The following is a 15,404-nucleotide window of genomic DNA, read 5'->3' as shown; positions in this document are numbered from 1 at the left end:
TAGTGTACAAATAAAAAAGCCTATTAATACGTTGTATTAATAGGCTTTTTTAATATCAATAATATTTAATATTATGACATTATTGTTTCTTTTAAATACTGAAAAAGCTCTTTATAGCCTCGTGCTGGCTTTTCTGCTTTAGCTTCTTTGGCAGCATTACGCACTAATTGACGCATTTTTTGACGCTCTAGTGCAGGGTAATCTTCAATTGTTTGATTAATTAAATCATCACCTTGTGCTATTAAGTCACTACGTAATTGCTCAATTTTTTTAATCATAACTTCAGCCTGATTATTTTTATTAAGCATGATGTCGATAATCGCTTTTATGTCTTCGATGTTTTCAACAGTACGTAATGTTTTTGCTATGTAGTTTAGGTGGCGACGGTATGCATCGCTCTTGTTGCTGATTTTATCAGCAACAACCATTGCAGCTTTTAAATCGTCATTTAAGGGTAAGCGTTCGCGTTGCTTTTTCCCCATTTTGGCAATTTCGGAACCTAACTGATGAAACTCTTGCGCTTCGCGTTTGAGTTCACTTTTTGATACATAGATAATTTCTTCTTCAATTTCAGCAGGCTTGCCTTTTTTCTTCGCCATGGGGTGCTCATATAATAACGTTAACTGTCGGCATTATACGCGATTCTTTTAATGATTAATATTAGCTGATGCAATGCGATGAGTGTGTTAGCATTTAAGTATATTGTAAGCGTTACAAGCTCAGGACCTAAAATATGAAAAGCCAACAGCAAGATCCTATTTACACTCAGATTTCTCAAGTCAAAGATGCCGTGGCAGAAGTGCTAGAGCATGCAAAAAAACTTGGTGCAACTGGAGCCGAAGCGGCGATGTCGAGCACATCAGGTTTATCGGTAAGCACACGTATGGGTGAGGTCGAAACAATTGAGTTTAACCAAGACGGTGGATTGGGGATCAGCGTTTATGTTGGCAATCATAAAGGGTCTGCATCAACGGCTGATTTAAATCCTAAAACGTTACGTACCGTCGTCGAAAAAGCAATTGATATTGCAAAGTTCACATCTGATGACCCGCATAATGGTGTTGCCGATAAGGAATTACTTGAATTTGCTCCACTTGATTTAGATTTATACCACCCATGGGATGTGAGCCCTGAAGAGGGTATCGAGTTATGTCATGCGGCAGAACAAGCTGCACTCAATGCTGATGAGCGCATTGTGAATTCTGACGGCGCTAGTTTTTCATCACATCAAGGCTTACGAGTATACGGTAATAGCCATGGCTTAATCACTGGTTACCCGCGCACACGTCATAGCATTAGCACTATGGTGATAGGTAAAGATGGCGAACAAATGCAGCGTGATTCTGCGTACACTGTAGCACGTGACCAAGCAGGGCTAAATGATGCGGCTTCAGTTGGCCTGGAAGCTGCCACTGAAACGTTAGCAAAACTTAATAGTCAAAAGTTAGGCACTATGAAAGTCCCGGTTGTTTTTAGAGCTGATATTGCCAACTCATTGTTTGGGCATTTAGTGTCGGCTATTGGCGGTGGTGCACTATATCGTAAATCGAGTTTTTTATTAGACAGCTTAGGTAAACAAGTATTTAGCAATTGCGTTAATATTTCAGAACGTCCGCATATTTTAAAAGGCTTAGCGTCATCTCCTTTTGATAGTGAAGGTGTAAAAACAATTGATCGTGAGATCATTCAAGGTGGCCAGTTACAAACTTATTTATTAGCGAGCTACGCTGCACGTAAGATGAATATGACACCAACAGGCCATGCTGGTGGCATTCATAATTGGTTGGTTGAGCAAACTCATGCTGACTTAGCTGCATTATTAAAAACAATGGGCACAGGCTTATTGGTTACAGAGCTAATGGGCCAAGGTGTTAACACAGTAACGGGTGATTACTCTCGTGGCGCAGCGGGTTTCTGGGTTGAAAATGGTGAAATTCAATATCCAGTGAGTGAAATTACCATTGCCGGTAAGTTACAAGATATGTTTAAGGCAATTAGTGGAATTGGTGGCGATATAGAGCGTCGTGGTGGTATTCAAACAGGCTCGGTATTGATTGAACAAATGCAGGTTGCGGGAAGTTAGGTTAAAGCTTGAAGTTGTAAGCCGTCAGTCATAAGCATAACATTGCGCGGGGTAAACTCCCGCCTACAGGTATGATTAACTCAGATATTTGGGTTTGTTGTAGGCGGGGCTTTACGCCGCGCAAATTCAGTTATTATAACCCCTCATAAATTATCAAGCCTGCGCGAGGTAAACTCCCGCCTACAGGTATGATTAACTCAGATATTTAAATTTGCGTAGGCGGGGCTTTATGCCGCGCAAATCGGTTATCTTTTTATTATCCAATTTTAAATAAAAACACTTTACCTCAACTATTGTTGAGGTTTTATTGTGACTTAAATTATTTTAAATAAAGGGTATTTATTATGTATTTAGAGCACGTAAATTTGGTCGTGAGTAATGTTGATGAGATGCTACATTTCTATAAGGCCGCTTTTCCACATTGGTCAATCAGAAGCGAAGGGCGAGGTGATTGGCATGGAAAACCACGTAAATGGTTGCACTTTGGAGATGATCGCCAGTATCTAGCACTTAGCGATAATGGTGAGCAACCTAATCGTAATCTAACAGGACACCAAGTTGGCCTTGCGCATTTTGCTTATGTGACTAGTAATATAGCTGCGGTTATTTCGCGTTTAGAAAATGCGGGTTATAGCATTGCTAAACCAGGTGCAGATAATCCATTCAGGAAAAATGTGTACTTTATTGATCCTGCTGGTTTTGAAGTAGAGTTTGTTGAGTATTTAAGTGATATTCCCAGTGAGCGAAATAACGATTTATGATTTGGGACAAAATTCAAACCGAATCATCACAGCCAAACACAACTATTATCACGGCTAAAGCCTGTTCCTACGATATACCCGCACGTAGGAGGGCGCTTTAGCGCCGATGGGTTTCACGCTATTCAAATAAAATATTAACAGCCAAACCGAATCATCATAGCCAAACACAACTATTATCAAGGCTGAAGCCTGTTCCTACGATATACCCGCACGTAGGAGCGCGCTTTAGCGCCGATGGGTTTCGCATGCTATTCAAACAAAATATTAACAGCCAAACATAATCATCATCACGGCTGAAGCCTGTTCCTACGATATAGCTACACGTAGGAGATCGCTTTAGCGCCGATGGGTTTCACGCTATTCAAATAAAATATTAACAGCCAAACATAATCATCATCACGGCTGAAGCCTGTTCCTACGATATAGCTACACGTAGGACAGCGCTTTAGCGCCGATGGGGTTCACGCTATTCAAACAAAATATTAACAGCCAAACCGAGTCATCACAGCCAAACACAACTATTATCACAGGCTGAAGCCTGTTCCTACGATATACCTGCACGTAGGAGCGCGCTTTAGCGCCGATAGGTTTCATGCGATGTTCAAGCAGAATATTAACGGTCAAACCGAATCATCACAGCCAAACACGACTATTATCACGGCTAAAGCCTGTTCCTACGATATACCTGCACGTAGGAGCGCGCTTTAGCGCCGATAGGTTTCATGCGATGTTCAAGCAGAATATTAACGGTCAAACCGAATCATCACAGCCAAACACGACTATTATCACGGCTAAAGCCTGTTCCTACGATATACCTGCACGTAGAAGGGCGCTTTAATACTTATCTTTTCCTTGCCAGCTTGTTTTTAGGCTGTTGGCAAAGCTGACAAACTTTTCTTTTATTGTGCGTTTAATTTTTATTTCAACTGAGCCAAGCACCACTTTGCCTTCAATGGTAATTGTTGGCCCTTGATGTTTATTGAGCGACACCGATTTATTTTCGACACTACCAACAACACTGAATATTTTAGAAACCACGTTAACGTGCTCAGGTACATAAATTTCGTCACTGCCTAATAAGCAATTTACATGGATAGTAATGTGTTGGTGCTGAAAAATAGCATCTGTAAAATCTAATTCTATTGAACCAAGTAGGTTAGTAAGATGGATCACCTTTGGCACAACCCACTGGCCACTGCGTTCGTTTGACCCAAGAATACTACGTAGGTGCAGTCCTTCATCACTAGTGTTGTTACTGTAGTTAGGAGAAAACTGGGCACGTTTTTCAGATTGATAGCTACTGTCGGCTTTTAATTCTAAGTCACTCACCAGATCGATTAGAGTTTGGTTGTTTGTGGCTTCCATTGCTTGGTCCAATCGACGCTCAAAGGCTTCTGCAGAAATAACCGCGTGGCTGTAGTTATAGATTAATTGATCAATAACTTGTTCACGCACTTGTTCAATTGGGCGATCTTCTAATTTTACAGTCATGAGTTTTCCTTTGAGTGACTTTGTTGTTTTGTAATGGCTCTTTTGTAAAGCAAAGCTTAGGCCATTTTTTTAGTTGTTAAAAATCAGCTGTTTATTTATTTCAAAGATACTTTACCTTTTTAAATTAATGAAATATTAACGAACAACACTATTAATTGGTTTATTTAACAACCATGAGAACAAATTACTTAATAGCCTGTAAATTATTACCACATGTTGAAAGAGAGATAAATCAGGCTCCACTTAAGTTGTTGATATTAAAAGTTTAAAAAGTTGGCCTGATGTTCGCATTACTCTAATTGTCTTAAATCAAAAGGAAAAAGATTATGAAAACATTTAACAAATCTATTATTGCCGCTTTAGTTCTTGGTACAACTGCTATGAGTGCTCAAGCAAGTAGCTGGGAAAATGAAAGTAAAGATGCTTGGATTGATGGAAAGGCGGAAACAGTTCTTTTAATGAACACTAACCTAAACAATTTTGACATTAACACAGATGTAAAAAATGGCAAGGTTGTACTGACAGGTAAAGTTGAAAGCGAGCTTGATAAAGAGTTAGCTGAAGAACTAGTACTAAGTCTTGATGGTGTACTGGGCGTAAATAATGAGCTTACCGTTGTAAAAAATGCTGAAATCAAGCACAACGATAACGATAGCGTTGAAAGTGACTTAACTGACGCAAAAATTAGTACTGTTATTACTACACGTTATTTATTCAACTCAGAAGTTGGCGGTACAGATATTGATGTAGATACTGACAAAGGTGTTGTGACACTCAATGGTACAGTAGACTCTGATGCTGAAAAGCAACTAGCGGTTAAAATTGCTAAAAATGCTGAAGATGTACGTGATGTAGTTGATAATTTAACTATTATCGCAGAGTGATTTTAGTTAGAAACGCCCAGCTAGGCTGGGCTTTCTACTCTTATAACAAGGAGTGTAAACAATGGATTTAATACGTATTTTATTATCGGTTTTAATTCCGCCTTTAGGTGTGTTTTTACAAGTTGGTCTAGGTGCACAATTTTGGATTAATATTTTATTAACGCTATTAGGTTATTTTCCAGGCCTAATACATGCAATATACATTATTGCGAAACGTTAAATTTATTAGTTAGCGACAAGGAATGAACAGCAAGGACGGTAGCATATTCAAACCATTTCAAAATATGAGTTTCTGTATCTTGAGGTTGTTTGGGTATATAAAGCGTAGCAGGAGATCTTTATGGAAAAGGTAGCGCAACACAATCAGGAAGAAAAAACACGTCTCCCAAAAGCGTTATGGACAGCGCAACAGTGGAAGCGAGTTATTGATATGACCCAAGGAATGAACAAATAATCAAGTTGATTAGTTAAGGATAATAAAAACTACAAGGATTGGCTCAGGAGTTAAAAGGAGATTTATATTTATACGGACATTTTTGGAACTGCCTATTTCAGGTATGTGTTTGCACAAGGATCAAAAAGGATTTTAGCTAGGATGGTTACATTCAAATTATAAGTGCATGCTATTTATTAATAGAGAGCATGCACTTATGACCCACCAGAATTCTTCAGTATTAACTTACGTCCCAAATTTTAAGAAAATCCGCGCGAGGTAAACTCCCGCCTACTGTTACCAGCAATGCAAGTATGATTAACTCAGGTGTTTAAATTTGCGTAGGTATGCTTTTAGACGAGCAGCCAGGTTGCGGTTCCTAAGAATGCGAATATGCCGACAATGTCTGTAACGGTTGTCAGTACTACGCTACCAGCAAGGGCGGGATCTATTTTCATTCTTTTCAAGATCAGTGGGATACTTGCACCAGCGATGCCCGCAGCAACTAGGTTCATAAACATTGCAAATGCGAGTACGCCACCAAGTTTAAAGTCCCACTGCCAAATTGCGACTACACCTGCTATCAGAATTGACCAAACAATACCGTTAATCGCGCCAATAGCGAGTTCTTTCATAAGTAAGAAACGTTGGTTAGTTTGGTTTATATGACCAACGGCAATACCACGTATTACAAGTGTTAATGTTTGGCTACCCGCAACGCCACCCATTGAAGGCACTATGCCATTCAATACAGCAAGGATAGGTAGGATTGCTAAGGTGTTTTCAAAAAAGCTGGCAACAATAGCCGCCATAAGTGCTGTTAATAAGTTAACTCCCAGCCAAATAGAGCGTTTTTTAGAGCTTTTTAATACGGGAGCAAAGGTGTCTTCTTCATCATCAAGACCCGCCAAGCTTAACAGGCTATGCTCGGCGTCTTCTCGGATAACGTCAACGATATCATCGATTGTAATACGACCAAGTAGATGGTCGTTATCATCAACAACAGGTGCTGATATCCAGTTATGGCGCTCAAATAGTTGGGCTACTTCCGTTTCATCCATTGAAATAGGAATGGACTCACAATCTTCATCCATAAAATCACGAATGATCTTATCCGGCGAATTAGTCAATAATGTGGTTAGTGACATGGCACCTATAAAGCAGTTGTTTTTATCAACGACATAAAGGTCATCGGTGCCCTCTGGTAGTTCACCTCTTAAGCGTAAATAACGAAGTACCACGTCGATAGTGACATCTGGACGAATGGTCACGGTATCTGTATTCATCAGCGCACCAGCAGAGCGCTCTTGATATGAAAGAGCTTGCGTTGCGCGTTCTCTGTCTTGGCTATCCATTGCGCTAACAACGTCTTGATAAACTGTGTCAGGCAGGCTTCTTAGCACTTCACCTAAATCATCATGCCCCATGTCTTCAGTGGCCGCAGCAATATGCTCCGGTTCCATTTGGGCGATAATACCTAAACGAACATCTTCTGAGAGTTCTTCGAGTACGTCACCTTGAACATCAGGGTCAACTAGTTGCCATAGTTGGGTACGAGTTTTATGGGGGGATGACTCAAGCAGTAATGCGGTGTCACATGGAGCTGTTTTTGCCAACATACGCCTAACTTGAACAAACTGACCACTGTTAAGTGACTTTGTCACTTGTTTTAGTTGTTGTAGTGGGTAATCTTGTTCAAAAGCTTCAGGCATTGGCGTCCTTAAATAATTAATACACTTTTAGGGTAGGGTAGACTTCGATAATTAAGCAGGCTGATTGTTATAACCAACATGCTTATTCAGTTTATCGCAATTTGTAAAGCGATACTACGAGCTATTCTTGCTCGTTAAATTTCTGTGCAATAAGTTGTCCTATTGCCGCTAGTGCGGGTTCTGCATCGGGGCCTTCGCACACTACTTTTACTTCTTTTCCTTGGCTACTTTCAAGTAACATTAAGCCTAATACGCTATCTCCAGCGGCTTCTTTGTTATCTTGATGAAGCGTAATACTGGCATCGAACTGCACGGCTAGTTGCGCTAATACACTGGCTGCACGGGCGTGTAAACCAAGCTTATTTTCTATTAAAAATGTATCTTCTAAACGCATTGGTTTCTCTTCGTTTATTCTTGTTCGCGATGGCGAATCTTCACATTACTATGGCTCATTGCAAAGCTTTCGCCAATGGTTTGTGCTAAATACACTGAACGATGTTGTCCACCGGTACAGCCGATTGCAATTGTTAAGTAGCTACGATTATTGCGTTCAAGGTGTGGTAACCATGTTTGCATAAAAGTTTGAATTTGCCATGTGAATTTTTGCACTATGCTGTGACTCGCTAAATAATCTTTTACCGGTTGATCAAGCCCTGTTAGTGGCTTTAATTCAGGTTCCCAGTGTGGGTTTGGTAAAAAGCGCGCATCAAATACATAATCAGCTCCCTTAGGAATGCCATGCTTAAAACCAAATGACTCAAATGTAATGATCAGTTTTTTATCTTTTTTGCCTAAGATTTTTTCGCGAATTGATTCAGCCAGCTGGTGGACACTTAAATCGGTTGTATCAAGAATAAAGTCGGCGCGGGTAATGAGTACATCTAATAGCACTTTTTCTTGTTTAATGGCTAAATCAAGTGGCAGTGAATCTAAAGAAAGTGGGTGTAAACGGCGTGTTTCAGAAAAGCGCTTAATGAGCGTTTGGTCGTCACTGTCTAGATAAAATAGAGTTGGGTTTGCAAACCCCGGAAGATACTCAAGAATATCATTAAACTCTTGCTGTTCTTTGGGTAAGTTACGCACATCAATACTGACGGCAATCTTATCGTAGTTATCAGATACACTACGCACTAACGACGGTAATAAGTTTACAGGGATATTATCAACACAATAATAGCCAAGGTCTTCTAATACACGCAAAGCGACAGATTTACCTGACCCTGAGCGCCCACTGATGATAATTAATTCCATGTAAACTCTCCTTCTTTTAACTACGACTGTTCAACAATTACTTGATATAGATCTTGGTCTGTTTTTGCGCTACGTATTTGTTTACAAAACTCTTTGTCGTTGAGTTTATCAGCAATTGTAGCCAACGTCTTTAAATGAAGTTCACTGTCACCGTCAGGTACGATGAGTGCAACAAAAATATCGACGGGGCGATTATCAATGGCATCAAAATTGATTGGTTGTTCGCTTACTAAAATTAAAGCGAGTGGTTCTTGTGCGCCACTCATGCGACCATGCGGGATCGCGATACCACGGCCAATACCTGTACTACCTAATTTTTCTCTATTTAATAGAGCACTCAATATGTCTTGTTGTGATAAGTGAGGAAGCCGTTCATGAGCCAATTGGCTGATAAATTCGAGGATACGTTTTTTGCTATTAAAAAGGACCGCAGCTTTACTGCAGTCCTGACAAGTAAGTGAACTTAGTTTCATAGTGTTAGTGTCGAGCGTGCTTCTCTTTGTGTTTGATAACTTGACGGTCGAGTTTATCGATGAGCCCGTCAATCGCGGCATACATGTCCTGGTGCTGCGTTGAGGCAAATAGCTCTGCGCCACTGACATGTAATGTTGCTTCTGCTTTTTGGTTGAGCTTTTCTACGTCAAGAATAACATGGACATTGTTGATGTGATCAAAATGCCTCTCAAGCTTCGCAAACTTATTGTTTACATAGTCTCTTAATGAATCAGTAATTTCTACGTGACGACCAGTTAAATTTAGTTGCATAAGCATTTTCCTTCTTGTGGTTTTACGCCTTAAATCAAGCTTTTACGTTGATTTGACGGTGGAATAGCTAGCGATTCACGGTACTTTGCTATTGTTCGTCTAGCTACTTTGATACCTTGCTCTGCCAATATATCTGCAATTTTACTATCACTCAATGGTTTAGCTGAGTTTTCTGCTGCAATCAATTTTTTTATGAGTGCACGAATTGCTGTCGATGAGCATTCTCCGCCATTTTCGGTACTGACATGGCTTGAGAAAAAATACTTTAACTCAAAAATACCACGTGGTGTATGCATGTACTTCTGGGTTGTTACCCGGGAGATTGTTGATTCATGCATTTCAACCATTTCAGCAACATCGTTTAATACCATAGGTCGCATAGCCTCGGGGCCATGCTCAAAAAAACCTTGCTGCTGTTTAACAATGCAGTTAGTTACTTTGAGTAATGTGTCATTACGACTTTCTAGGCTTTTTATAAACCATTTAGCTTCTTGTAAATGAGAGCGAATAAATTGGCTGTCAGTGCTCGATTTTACTGAGCGCGACATCGCCGCATATTGGCTGTTAACTCTAATTTTTGGCATGCTATCTGGGTTGAGCTCTACCACCCAGCGGCCTTTAATTTTTTTCACTGACACGTCGGGAATAACGTACTCTGACTCTTCTCGAACTATGGTATCCGCAGGCTTTGGATTAAGGCTGTGGATGAGTGTCATTACTTCTTTTAGTTCATCTTCCTTTAGCTTAGTCTTTTTCATCAAAGTACGATAGTCGCGACTAGCTAATAAATCGATATGATCAGTTAAAATCATTTTTGTTTCGGCAATCCAAGGCGTTGCAGGATCAAATTGATTTAGCTGAATACATAAACATTCAGGTAGGCTGCGTGCAGCAATACCGACCGGATCAAATAACTGAATACGCTTTAATACCGCTTGAACTTCATCAAGTTCAATTTCTTCTTCGTTATTACCTTTGTTTAGGCTTTCAGCAATGTCTTCACAGCTTAGTGTAAGAATACCTGAGTCATCAACCGCTTCGACAATGGCTATCGCGATAGCTTCGTCAGTCGGACTAAAATGAGTCAGCTGTAGTTGCCACATAAGGTGATCGTGGAGGGTTTCAGATGAAGCGCCTTGATAAATAGATTCATCTTCAGGCATTGGCCCTGATGAAGAGCTTGGTGCGGCGCTCATGTATTCATCCCATGTAACATCCATCGCCATTTCGTCGCTTACGGTATCTTTTGCTAGCGCTTCACTGCTTTCTTGTTCGTATTCACTTGGCGTGTCATCAGCTGAGGCACTGACAGTTTGATCATCAGTATCTTGTTTTTGTTCGTTCTTACCACCTGATTCATCACCAAAGTCATTTTCATCGACCTCAAGTAATGGATTGCTATCTAGTGCTTCTTGGATCTCTTGTTGAAGATCTAATGTGCTCAACTGTAACAAACGAATAGCTTGTTGTAGCTGTGGTGTCATTGTAAGTTGCTGGCCCATGCGCAGCTGGAGTGATTGCCTCATGTATCTCTAACAATCCTTTTATTGTTGTCATAATTAAGTCTAGCAGAACCTTAGCCGGGCGTGGCTTTATAGCCTAAATTGCTCACCCAAATAAACGTCGCGGACTGTTTGGTCGGCAAGTACATGCTCAGGAGTGCCTGATGCAATTAACTCCCCATGAGAAACTATGTAGGCTTTTTCACAAACATCAAGGGTTTCTCGTACATTGTGGTCGGTAATAAGTACGCCTATCCCACGGTTTTTAAGATGTTCAATAATCTTCTTTATATCTAACACCGAAATAGGATCAACGCCAGCAAAAGGCTCATCTAACAGAATAAATTTAGGGTTTGCGGCTAAAGCGCGAGCAATTTCAACGCGACGGCGTTCACCACCAGATAATGCCATACCTTGACTATCGCGGATGTGCTGAATGCTAAATTCATCAAGTAAGCCATCAAGCGCTTCTTCACGAGCTTGTTTATTTAGCTCTTTACGGGTTTCGAGTATCGCCATCAGGTTTTGGTAAACGGTCAGTTTGCGAAATATCGAAGATTCTTGCGGTAAATAGCCAATCCCTAAACGTGCACGGCTGTGCATTGGTAATAAGGTGATGTCGTTATCATCTATGCTTATTTTACCTTTGTCGCTTGGCACTAATCCTACAATCATGTAAAAAGTGGTGGTTTTGCCTGCGCCATTAGGGCCAAGTAAGCCAACAATGCTACCAGCGCTGACTTCTAAGCCTACATTTTTTACGACTTGGCGGCCTTTATAACTTTTTGCTAAAAACTCAGCTTTTAATGTGCTCATGGCTGACCTTTTTCGTTATCTTTTTTAGTGTTTACTGGGACTAATATTGTATGCACTCGTTCGTCTGAATTTTCATCTTTTTCAGCGCTAATTAATTGTTGGTCCATGTCGTATGTAATACTTTTGGCATTAATCTTTTGACCTGCTTGAGTGACTTGGGCGTTACCGATTAAAGTTAAATAGCGTTTATCAACATCGTAACGAACCTCATTGGCGCTGGCGCTCATAATTGTGCCATCTGTTTGTTTTTCTTCAAAGTATGCAGGGCTTCCAGTGGCAACAAGCAGCTGCTTATTATCACCTAAATCTTCACGTTTGTGCACTTCTAGGTGATCAGCTGTGATACGACGATTACCATGGATTATCTCTACGTTTTTTTCAAAAATACCGACATTTTTTTTCAGCTGTGCAAGCTGTTTATCAGCGCTTATCGATACTTGGTCTGCAAGTGGAAGAGTACCTTCAGCAAAGCTTGAAAGGGCAATGAACAAGCTAGGTATTACAAGTAAGTGAGCAAATTTATTGGTCATAATATATGGTTCGCGTATGGTTAATAAGTTCTACCACTTCGGCTTTTAAGTCGGCTCTAAGGCCGCGTCCGGTGGTCTTTAAATTTGGTCCGATTAATTCAACAGGCTGTTCTGAACTCATGGTTTGTTGTTCAATATCAACCAAGATATTATCGGCATTAATATGCTTAATCATTGCGTTGTTTGTGAGATTTTTAGCAACAACATTGCCTTCTAAAATCAACTGGTTATTTTCATATAATGTGGCTTCTTGCGCATTGATTTGCCACGTTTGCTGTTGATTATATAAAGTAAAAATAGGCTTTTCAAAGTAAGTAAATCCTAACTGCTGATAAAGTTCCATTTTTGCTGCGGTTACTTTGTGGCTAATTTTACCTTGCTCATCAAATGCGGTTTGCTTTAATTCGACCGCGGTATAATCAGGTTTTGCTATCACATCTTCTTGATTTTTTACCGTGGTCGTTGTTTGGCTAAAGTACGGGAGCCACAACCACGCCATAAAACCTATAAATAATACGCTTAATATTAAACGCGCACTATTCATGAGCTAGTCCCTTCACTGGTCAATGGTTTTCCATTAACTAGCATTAATAGGTCGGTAAGCTCGCGTACTGCACCAAAGCCACCGGGTAGCATTGTTGTGTAATGTGATAGTCGCTTAATTAGCGGGTGTGCGTCATTTACAGCAACTGCAAAGCCAACCAGTTCCATGACCGGTAAATCAGGGCCGTCATCGCCGATATAGGCAATTTGTTCGTCACTTAACTGGAGTTTATCTTTTAGCTCTTGATAAGCGTGCAACTTGTTTTCTTGGCCTTGGTAGATATGCGGTACAGTTAGGCTAGTCATTCGTTGCTGAACTATCTGTGAATGACGGCCTGTGATCACGGCTACTTCAAAACCACTATTGATAAGCGCTTTGATACCAAAACCGTCTTTAGTATTGAAGGCTTTTAGTTCTTCACCTTGGTTACCAAGATAAATACGGCCATCAGAGAATACCCCGTCAATATCACAAATAAGTAATTTAACTTTTTTGGCGCGGGTTTGCGCATCGTCTGAAAGTGGTTGGTATAAGTCTGCAAATTGCATTATAAAACTCCTGCTTTTAGCAAATCCTGCATGTTAAGTGCGCCAATAGGGTGGTGATTTTCATCAATGACAATTAAGCCATTAATGCGTTTATTCTCCATGATATTAAGCGCCTCGGCTGCTAGCATATCGGCTGTAGCGGTTGTGCAAGAACGGGTCATTACGTGACTAATTAAAGTGCTGTGAATATCAATTCGTTGCTCTAAAATTCGGCGCAAATCACCATCTGTGAACAAGCCAGCAAGTTGACCCGAATCATCAACTATGGCGGTCATGCCCAAGCCTTTAGCCGACATTTCAATTAACGCGTCTTTAATACATTGCGTGTCTTTGATGATAGGCGTTGTATTGCCAGTATGCATAATATCTTTTAAGCACAGCAATAAACGTTTACCTAAACTTCCACCAGGGTGTGATAGTGCAAAGTCGTCAGCAGTAAAGCCTCGCGTTTCAAGTAGGGCAACTGCCATTGCATCCCCCATAGCTAGCGTGGCTGTTGTGCTTGCTGTTGGGGCAAGGCCAAGCGGGCATGCTTCTTGGCTTACTTTAACGCATACGTGAACATCAGCCCATGTAGCCATTGATGAGTCAGGATTACCGGTCATTGCGATCATTTTTGCACCAAGGCGCTTTATGACCGGGATAATGTTTAATACTTCACTGGTTTCACCTGAATTAGAGATAAGAATAACCACGTCATCACGTGTGATCATACCTAAATCGCCGTGGCTTGCCTCTCCTGGATGCACAAAAAAAGCAGGGGTGCCTGTGCTGGCTAACGTTGCCGCTATTTTATTACCAATATGGCCAGATTTACCCATGCCTACGACAATAATCCGACCGCTGCATTGATACATTAGTTGGCAGGCTTGATTAAAATTATGATCAAGGTATTGAGCAATATCAGCAAGGGCTTGACGTTCTATTTCAAGGACTCGTTTACCTTGTTCAATAAAATTTAACTGCGTCATTGTGTTATCCATTTTATGAGGTGTATTAAGCAACTTGGCTGAAAATATAACCTTGGTATACTAAAAATGAGACCAGTAATATGCCACCTTCTACTCGAGTAATACGTCGTGACCCTCTAAAACTCAAGGACATGGCAATTAATGCGATGGTTGCACCAATCATTATTAATGCATCGCGGTTTGCTGCCGAAGGGTCAATGATCGATGGGTTTATAATACCAGCCAGTGGCAATACGGCTAATATGTTAAATAAGTTTGAACCAACGATATTACCTAAAGCTAAGTCATCTTCTTTTTTAAGGACACCAGCAATACATGCTGCAAGTTCTGGCAAGCTTGTACCAATGGCAATAATTGTTAGACCGATAACTAAGTCACTCAAACCAAAGTACTGTGCTATGTCAACGGCTGAACCAACTAAAAAATGCGAACTTACTGGCAGTAATATCATGCCAATGACTAACCAAAAAAGCGCCGACTTAGTTGTTACATTGTCTGGCACATCTTCACATGCTTCGCTTACAAACGGGTCATCTGCTTCGTTTTTTGCTCGAATAGATACAAGGATAAGACCGGCAATAAAAACAACAAAGCCAATAACTAGCGCAATACCTTCAAAAAATGAAAAATAGTTATCAGAAAAAATGTACCAAGCGGCAATTGATACTAACAACACAAGGGGCATTTCACGTTTTAAAGTCGTTGAAGAAACAGATAAAGGTCTGAATAATGCTGTAATACCAAGTACTAAAAGAATATTGGTGATATTTGACCCTACAGCATTACCCACTGCAGTGTCAGTTTTACCCGCGAGTGCAGCAGAGGCTGACACCATCATTTCAGGTGCGGATGAGCCCATTGCAACAACCGTTAAACCGATAATTAAAGTAGGGATCCCTAAGTTTTTAGCTAATGCAGCAGCACCGTAAACAAAGCGATCAGCACTCCAAACCAGAGCTGCAAAACCAAGAATTAAAATGACAAATGAAGTCACCATTATATTACGCCAATTATTCAAAATGAGATGGCTGCAAATAGTAACAAAAGCCAACCTGAAAGTATAAATAAAAGAATCAGGTCAACTTGTTAGATTTGCCTTTAAAAGTAACGTAG

Annotated in this window: 18 protein-coding genes; 4 read left to right on the top strand and 14 right to left on the bottom strand. The window is 40.5% G+C overall.

Going from position 1 to position 15,404, the window contains the following annotated elements; translation table 11 throughout:
* Positions 1–71: 71 nt before the first annotated feature.
* Positions 72–599, bottom strand: coding sequence for a ribosome biogenesis factor YjgA (gene yjgA, locus ACJJVX_RS18885; RefSeq protein WP_054204422.1), 528 nt, complete (start codon positions 597–599; stop codon positions 72–74).
* A 134-nt stretch (positions 600–733) separates the two neighbouring features.
* Between yjgA and pmbA the strand changes: the two genes are divergently transcribed.
* Complete coding sequence (gene pmbA, locus ACJJVX_RS18880; protein ID WP_054204421.1) at positions 734–2,083, top strand: metalloprotease PmbA; 1,350 nt, start codon at positions 734–736, stop codon at positions 2,081–2,083.
* 344 nt (positions 2,084–2,427) lie between these two features.
* Complete coding sequence (locus ACJJVX_RS18875) at positions 2,428–2,844, top strand: VOC family protein (protein WP_054204420.1); 417 nt, start codon at positions 2,428–2,430, stop codon at positions 2,842–2,844.
* An 834-nt stretch (positions 2,845–3,678) separates the two neighbouring features.
* Here ACJJVX_RS18875 and ACJJVX_RS18870 read toward each other — a convergent pair.
* Positions 3,679–4,335, bottom strand: a complete 657-nt coding sequence (locus ACJJVX_RS18870) for a LiaF domain-containing protein (protein ID WP_054204419.1) — start codon at positions 4,333–4,335, stop codon at positions 3,679–3,681.
* Positions 4,336–4,661: 326 nt separating this feature from the next.
* Here ACJJVX_RS18870 and ACJJVX_RS18865 point away from each other — a divergent pair, with 326 nt between their 5' ends.
* Together ACJJVX_RS18865 and ACJJVX_RS18860 are read left to right on the top strand one after the other, a co-directional pair.
* Positions 4,662–5,219: a BON domain-containing protein gene (locus tag ACJJVX_RS18865; RefSeq protein WP_054204418.1), complete on the top strand. Its 558-nt coding sequence runs from the start codon at positions 4,662–4,664 to the stop codon at positions 5,217–5,219.
* 61 nt (positions 5,220–5,280) lie between these two features.
* Entirely contained in the window at positions 5,281–5,439 is a 159-nt protein-coding gene (locus ACJJVX_RS18860) for a YqaE/Pmp3 family membrane protein (protein WP_064485887.1), read from the top strand.
* Positions 5,440–6,005: 566 nt separating this feature from the next.
* On the opposite strand, the gene mgtE is transcribed toward ACJJVX_RS18860, so the two are convergent.
* From mgtE to ACJJVX_RS18800, 12 genes are all read right to left on the bottom strand, one after another.
* Complete coding sequence (gene mgtE / locus ACJJVX_RS18855; protein ID WP_054204417.1) at positions 6,006–7,364, bottom strand: magnesium transporter; 1,359 nt, start codon at positions 7,362–7,364, stop codon at positions 6,006–6,008.
* 121 nt (positions 7,365–7,485) lie between these two features.
* The gene (locus ACJJVX_RS18850) at positions 7,486–7,758 is read right to left on the bottom strand and encodes an HPr family phosphocarrier protein (protein ID WP_054204416.1); all 273 of its coding nucleotides are present in this window, start codon (positions 7,756–7,758) and stop codon (positions 7,486–7,488) included.
* Between the two features lie 14 nt (positions 7,759–7,772).
* Positions 7,773–8,615 carry an RNase adapter RapZ gene (gene rapZ, locus ACJJVX_RS18845; protein WP_054204415.1) on the bottom strand — a complete coding sequence of 281 codons (843 nt, stop codon included), beginning with the start codon at positions 8,613–8,615 and terminating at the stop codon, positions 7,773–7,775.
* 20 nt (positions 8,616–8,635) lie between these two features.
* On the bottom strand, positions 8,636–9,088 hold the full coding sequence (locus tag ACJJVX_RS18840; RefSeq protein ID WP_054204414.1) for a PTS sugar transporter subunit IIA: 453 nt from the start codon (positions 9,086–9,088) through the stop codon (positions 8,636–8,638).
* 4 nt (positions 9,089–9,092) lie between these two features.
* Entirely contained in the window at positions 9,093–9,380 is a 288-nt protein-coding gene (gene hpf / locus ACJJVX_RS18835) for a ribosome hibernation promoting factor (protein ID WP_054204413.1), read from the bottom strand.
* Positions 9,381–9,409: 29 nt separating this feature from the next.
* Positions 9,410–10,906, bottom strand: a complete 1,497-nt coding sequence (locus ACJJVX_RS18830) for an RNA polymerase factor sigma-54 (RefSeq protein WP_054204412.1) — start codon at positions 10,904–10,906, stop codon at positions 9,410–9,412.
* 66 nt (positions 10,907–10,972) lie between these two features.
* Complete coding sequence (gene lptB, locus ACJJVX_RS18825; protein WP_054204411.1) at positions 10,973–11,698, bottom strand: LPS export ABC transporter ATP-binding protein; 726 nt, start codon at positions 11,696–11,698, stop codon at positions 10,973–10,975.
* Positions 11,695–12,228 (bottom strand): lipopolysaccharide transport periplasmic protein LptA, encoded by a 534-nt coding sequence (gene lptA / locus ACJJVX_RS18820; protein ID WP_054452733.1) that lies wholly within the window; start codon positions 12,226–12,228, stop codon positions 11,695–11,697. Before lptA ends, lptB begins: the two co-directional genes overlap by 4 nt.
* Positions 12,218–12,772 (bottom strand): LPS export ABC transporter periplasmic protein LptC, encoded by a 555-nt coding sequence (gene lptC, locus ACJJVX_RS18815; protein WP_054204409.1) that lies wholly within the window; start codon positions 12,770–12,772, stop codon positions 12,218–12,220. The genes lptA and lptC overlap by 11 nt, the downstream gene beginning before the upstream one ends.
* A complete protein-coding gene (gene kdsC, locus ACJJVX_RS18810; RefSeq protein ID WP_054204408.1) occupies positions 12,769–13,320 on the bottom strand; it encodes a 3-deoxy-manno-octulosonate-8-phosphatase KdsC in 552 nt (183 codons plus the stop codon). Before kdsC ends, lptC begins: the two co-directional genes overlap by 4 nt.
* The gene (locus ACJJVX_RS18805) at positions 13,320–14,291 is read right to left on the bottom strand and encodes a KpsF/GutQ family sugar-phosphate isomerase (protein WP_054204407.1); all 972 of its coding nucleotides are present in this window, start codon (positions 14,289–14,291) and stop codon (positions 13,320–13,322) included. Before ACJJVX_RS18805 ends, kdsC begins: the two co-directional genes overlap by 1 nt.
* Positions 14,292–14,316: 25 nt before the next feature.
* On the bottom strand, positions 14,317–15,288 hold the full coding sequence (locus ACJJVX_RS18800; RefSeq protein ID WP_405632899.1) for a calcium/sodium antiporter: 972 nt from the start codon (positions 15,286–15,288) through the stop codon (positions 14,317–14,319).
* Between the last annotated feature and the right edge of the window lie 116 nt (positions 15,289–15,404).

Origin of the sequence: Pseudoalteromonas sp. Ld20, from assembly GCF_045064175.1 — a bacterium.
In the GTDB taxonomy this organism is placed as follows: Bacteria; Pseudomonadota; Gammaproteobacteria; order Enterobacterales; family Alteromonadaceae; genus Pseudoalteromonas; species Pseudoalteromonas neustonica.
This window is presented reverse-complemented; position numbering and strand designations above follow the sequence as displayed.

What these genes read in the sequence shown, in the direction of transcription:
- yjgA (WP_054204422.1), bottom strand. Translation starts at nt 599, where the DNA reads ATGGCGAAGAAAAAAGGCAAGCCTGCTGAAATTGAAGAAGAAATTATC.
- pmbA (WP_054204421.1), top strand. Translation starts at nt 734, where the DNA reads ATGAAAAGCCAACAGCAAGATCCTATTTACACTCAGATTTCTCAAGTC.
- ACJJVX_RS18875 (WP_054204420.1), top strand. Translation starts at nt 2,428, where the DNA reads ATGTATTTAGAGCACGTAAATTTGGTCGTGAGTAATGTTGATGAGATG.
- ACJJVX_RS18870 (WP_054204419.1), bottom strand. Translation starts at nt 4,335, where the DNA reads ATGACTGTAAAATTAGAAGATCGCCCAATTGAACAAGTGCGTGAACAA.
- ACJJVX_RS18865 (WP_054204418.1), top strand. Translation starts at nt 4,662, where the DNA reads ATGAAAACATTTAACAAATCTATTATTGCCGCTTTAGTTCTTGGTACA.
- ACJJVX_RS18860 (WP_064485887.1), top strand. Translation starts at nt 5,281, where the DNA reads ATGGATTTAATACGTATTTTATTATCGGTTTTAATTCCGCCTTTAGGT.
- mgtE (WP_054204417.1), bottom strand. Translation starts at nt 7,364, where the DNA reads ATGCCTGAAGCTTTTGAACAAGATTACCCACTACAACAACTAAAACAA.
- ACJJVX_RS18850 (WP_054204416.1), bottom strand. Translation starts at nt 7,758, where the DNA reads ATGCGTTTAGAAGATACATTTTTAATAGAAAATAAGCTTGGTTTACAC.
- rapZ (WP_054204415.1), bottom strand. Translation starts at nt 8,615, where the DNA reads ATGGAATTAATTATCATCAGTGGGCGCTCAGGGTCAGGTAAATCTGTC.
- ACJJVX_RS18840 (WP_054204414.1), bottom strand. Translation starts at nt 9,088, where the DNA reads ATGAAACTAAGTTCACTTACTTGTCAGGACTGCAGTAAAGCTGCGGTC.
- hpf (WP_054204413.1), bottom strand. Translation starts at nt 9,380, where the DNA reads ATGCAACTAAATTTAACTGGTCGTCACGTAGAAATTACTGATTCATTA.
- ACJJVX_RS18830 (WP_054204412.1), bottom strand. Translation starts at nt 10,906, where the DNA reads ATGAGGCAATCACTCCAGCTGCGCATGGGCCAGCAACTTACAATGACA.
- lptB (WP_054204411.1), bottom strand. Translation starts at nt 11,698, where the DNA reads ATGAGCACATTAAAAGCTGAGTTTTTAGCAAAAAGTTATAAAGGCCGC.
- lptA (WP_054452733.1), bottom strand. Translation starts at nt 12,228, where the DNA reads ATGACCAATAAATTTGCTCACTTACTTGTAATACCTAGCTTGTTCATT.
- lptC (WP_054204409.1), bottom strand. Translation starts at nt 12,772, where the DNA reads ATGAATAGTGCGCGTTTAATATTAAGCGTATTATTTATAGGTTTTATG.
- kdsC (WP_054204408.1), bottom strand. Translation starts at nt 13,320, where the DNA reads ATGCAATTTGCAGACTTATACCAACCACTTTCAGACGATGCGCAAACC.
- ACJJVX_RS18805 (WP_054204407.1), bottom strand. Translation starts at nt 14,291, where the DNA reads ATGACGCAGTTAAATTTTATTGAACAAGGTAAACGAGTCCTTGAAATA.
- ACJJVX_RS18800 (WP_405632899.1), bottom strand. Translation starts at nt 15,288, where the DNA reads ATGGTGACTTCATTTGTCATTTTAATTCTTGGTTTTGCAGCTCTGGTT.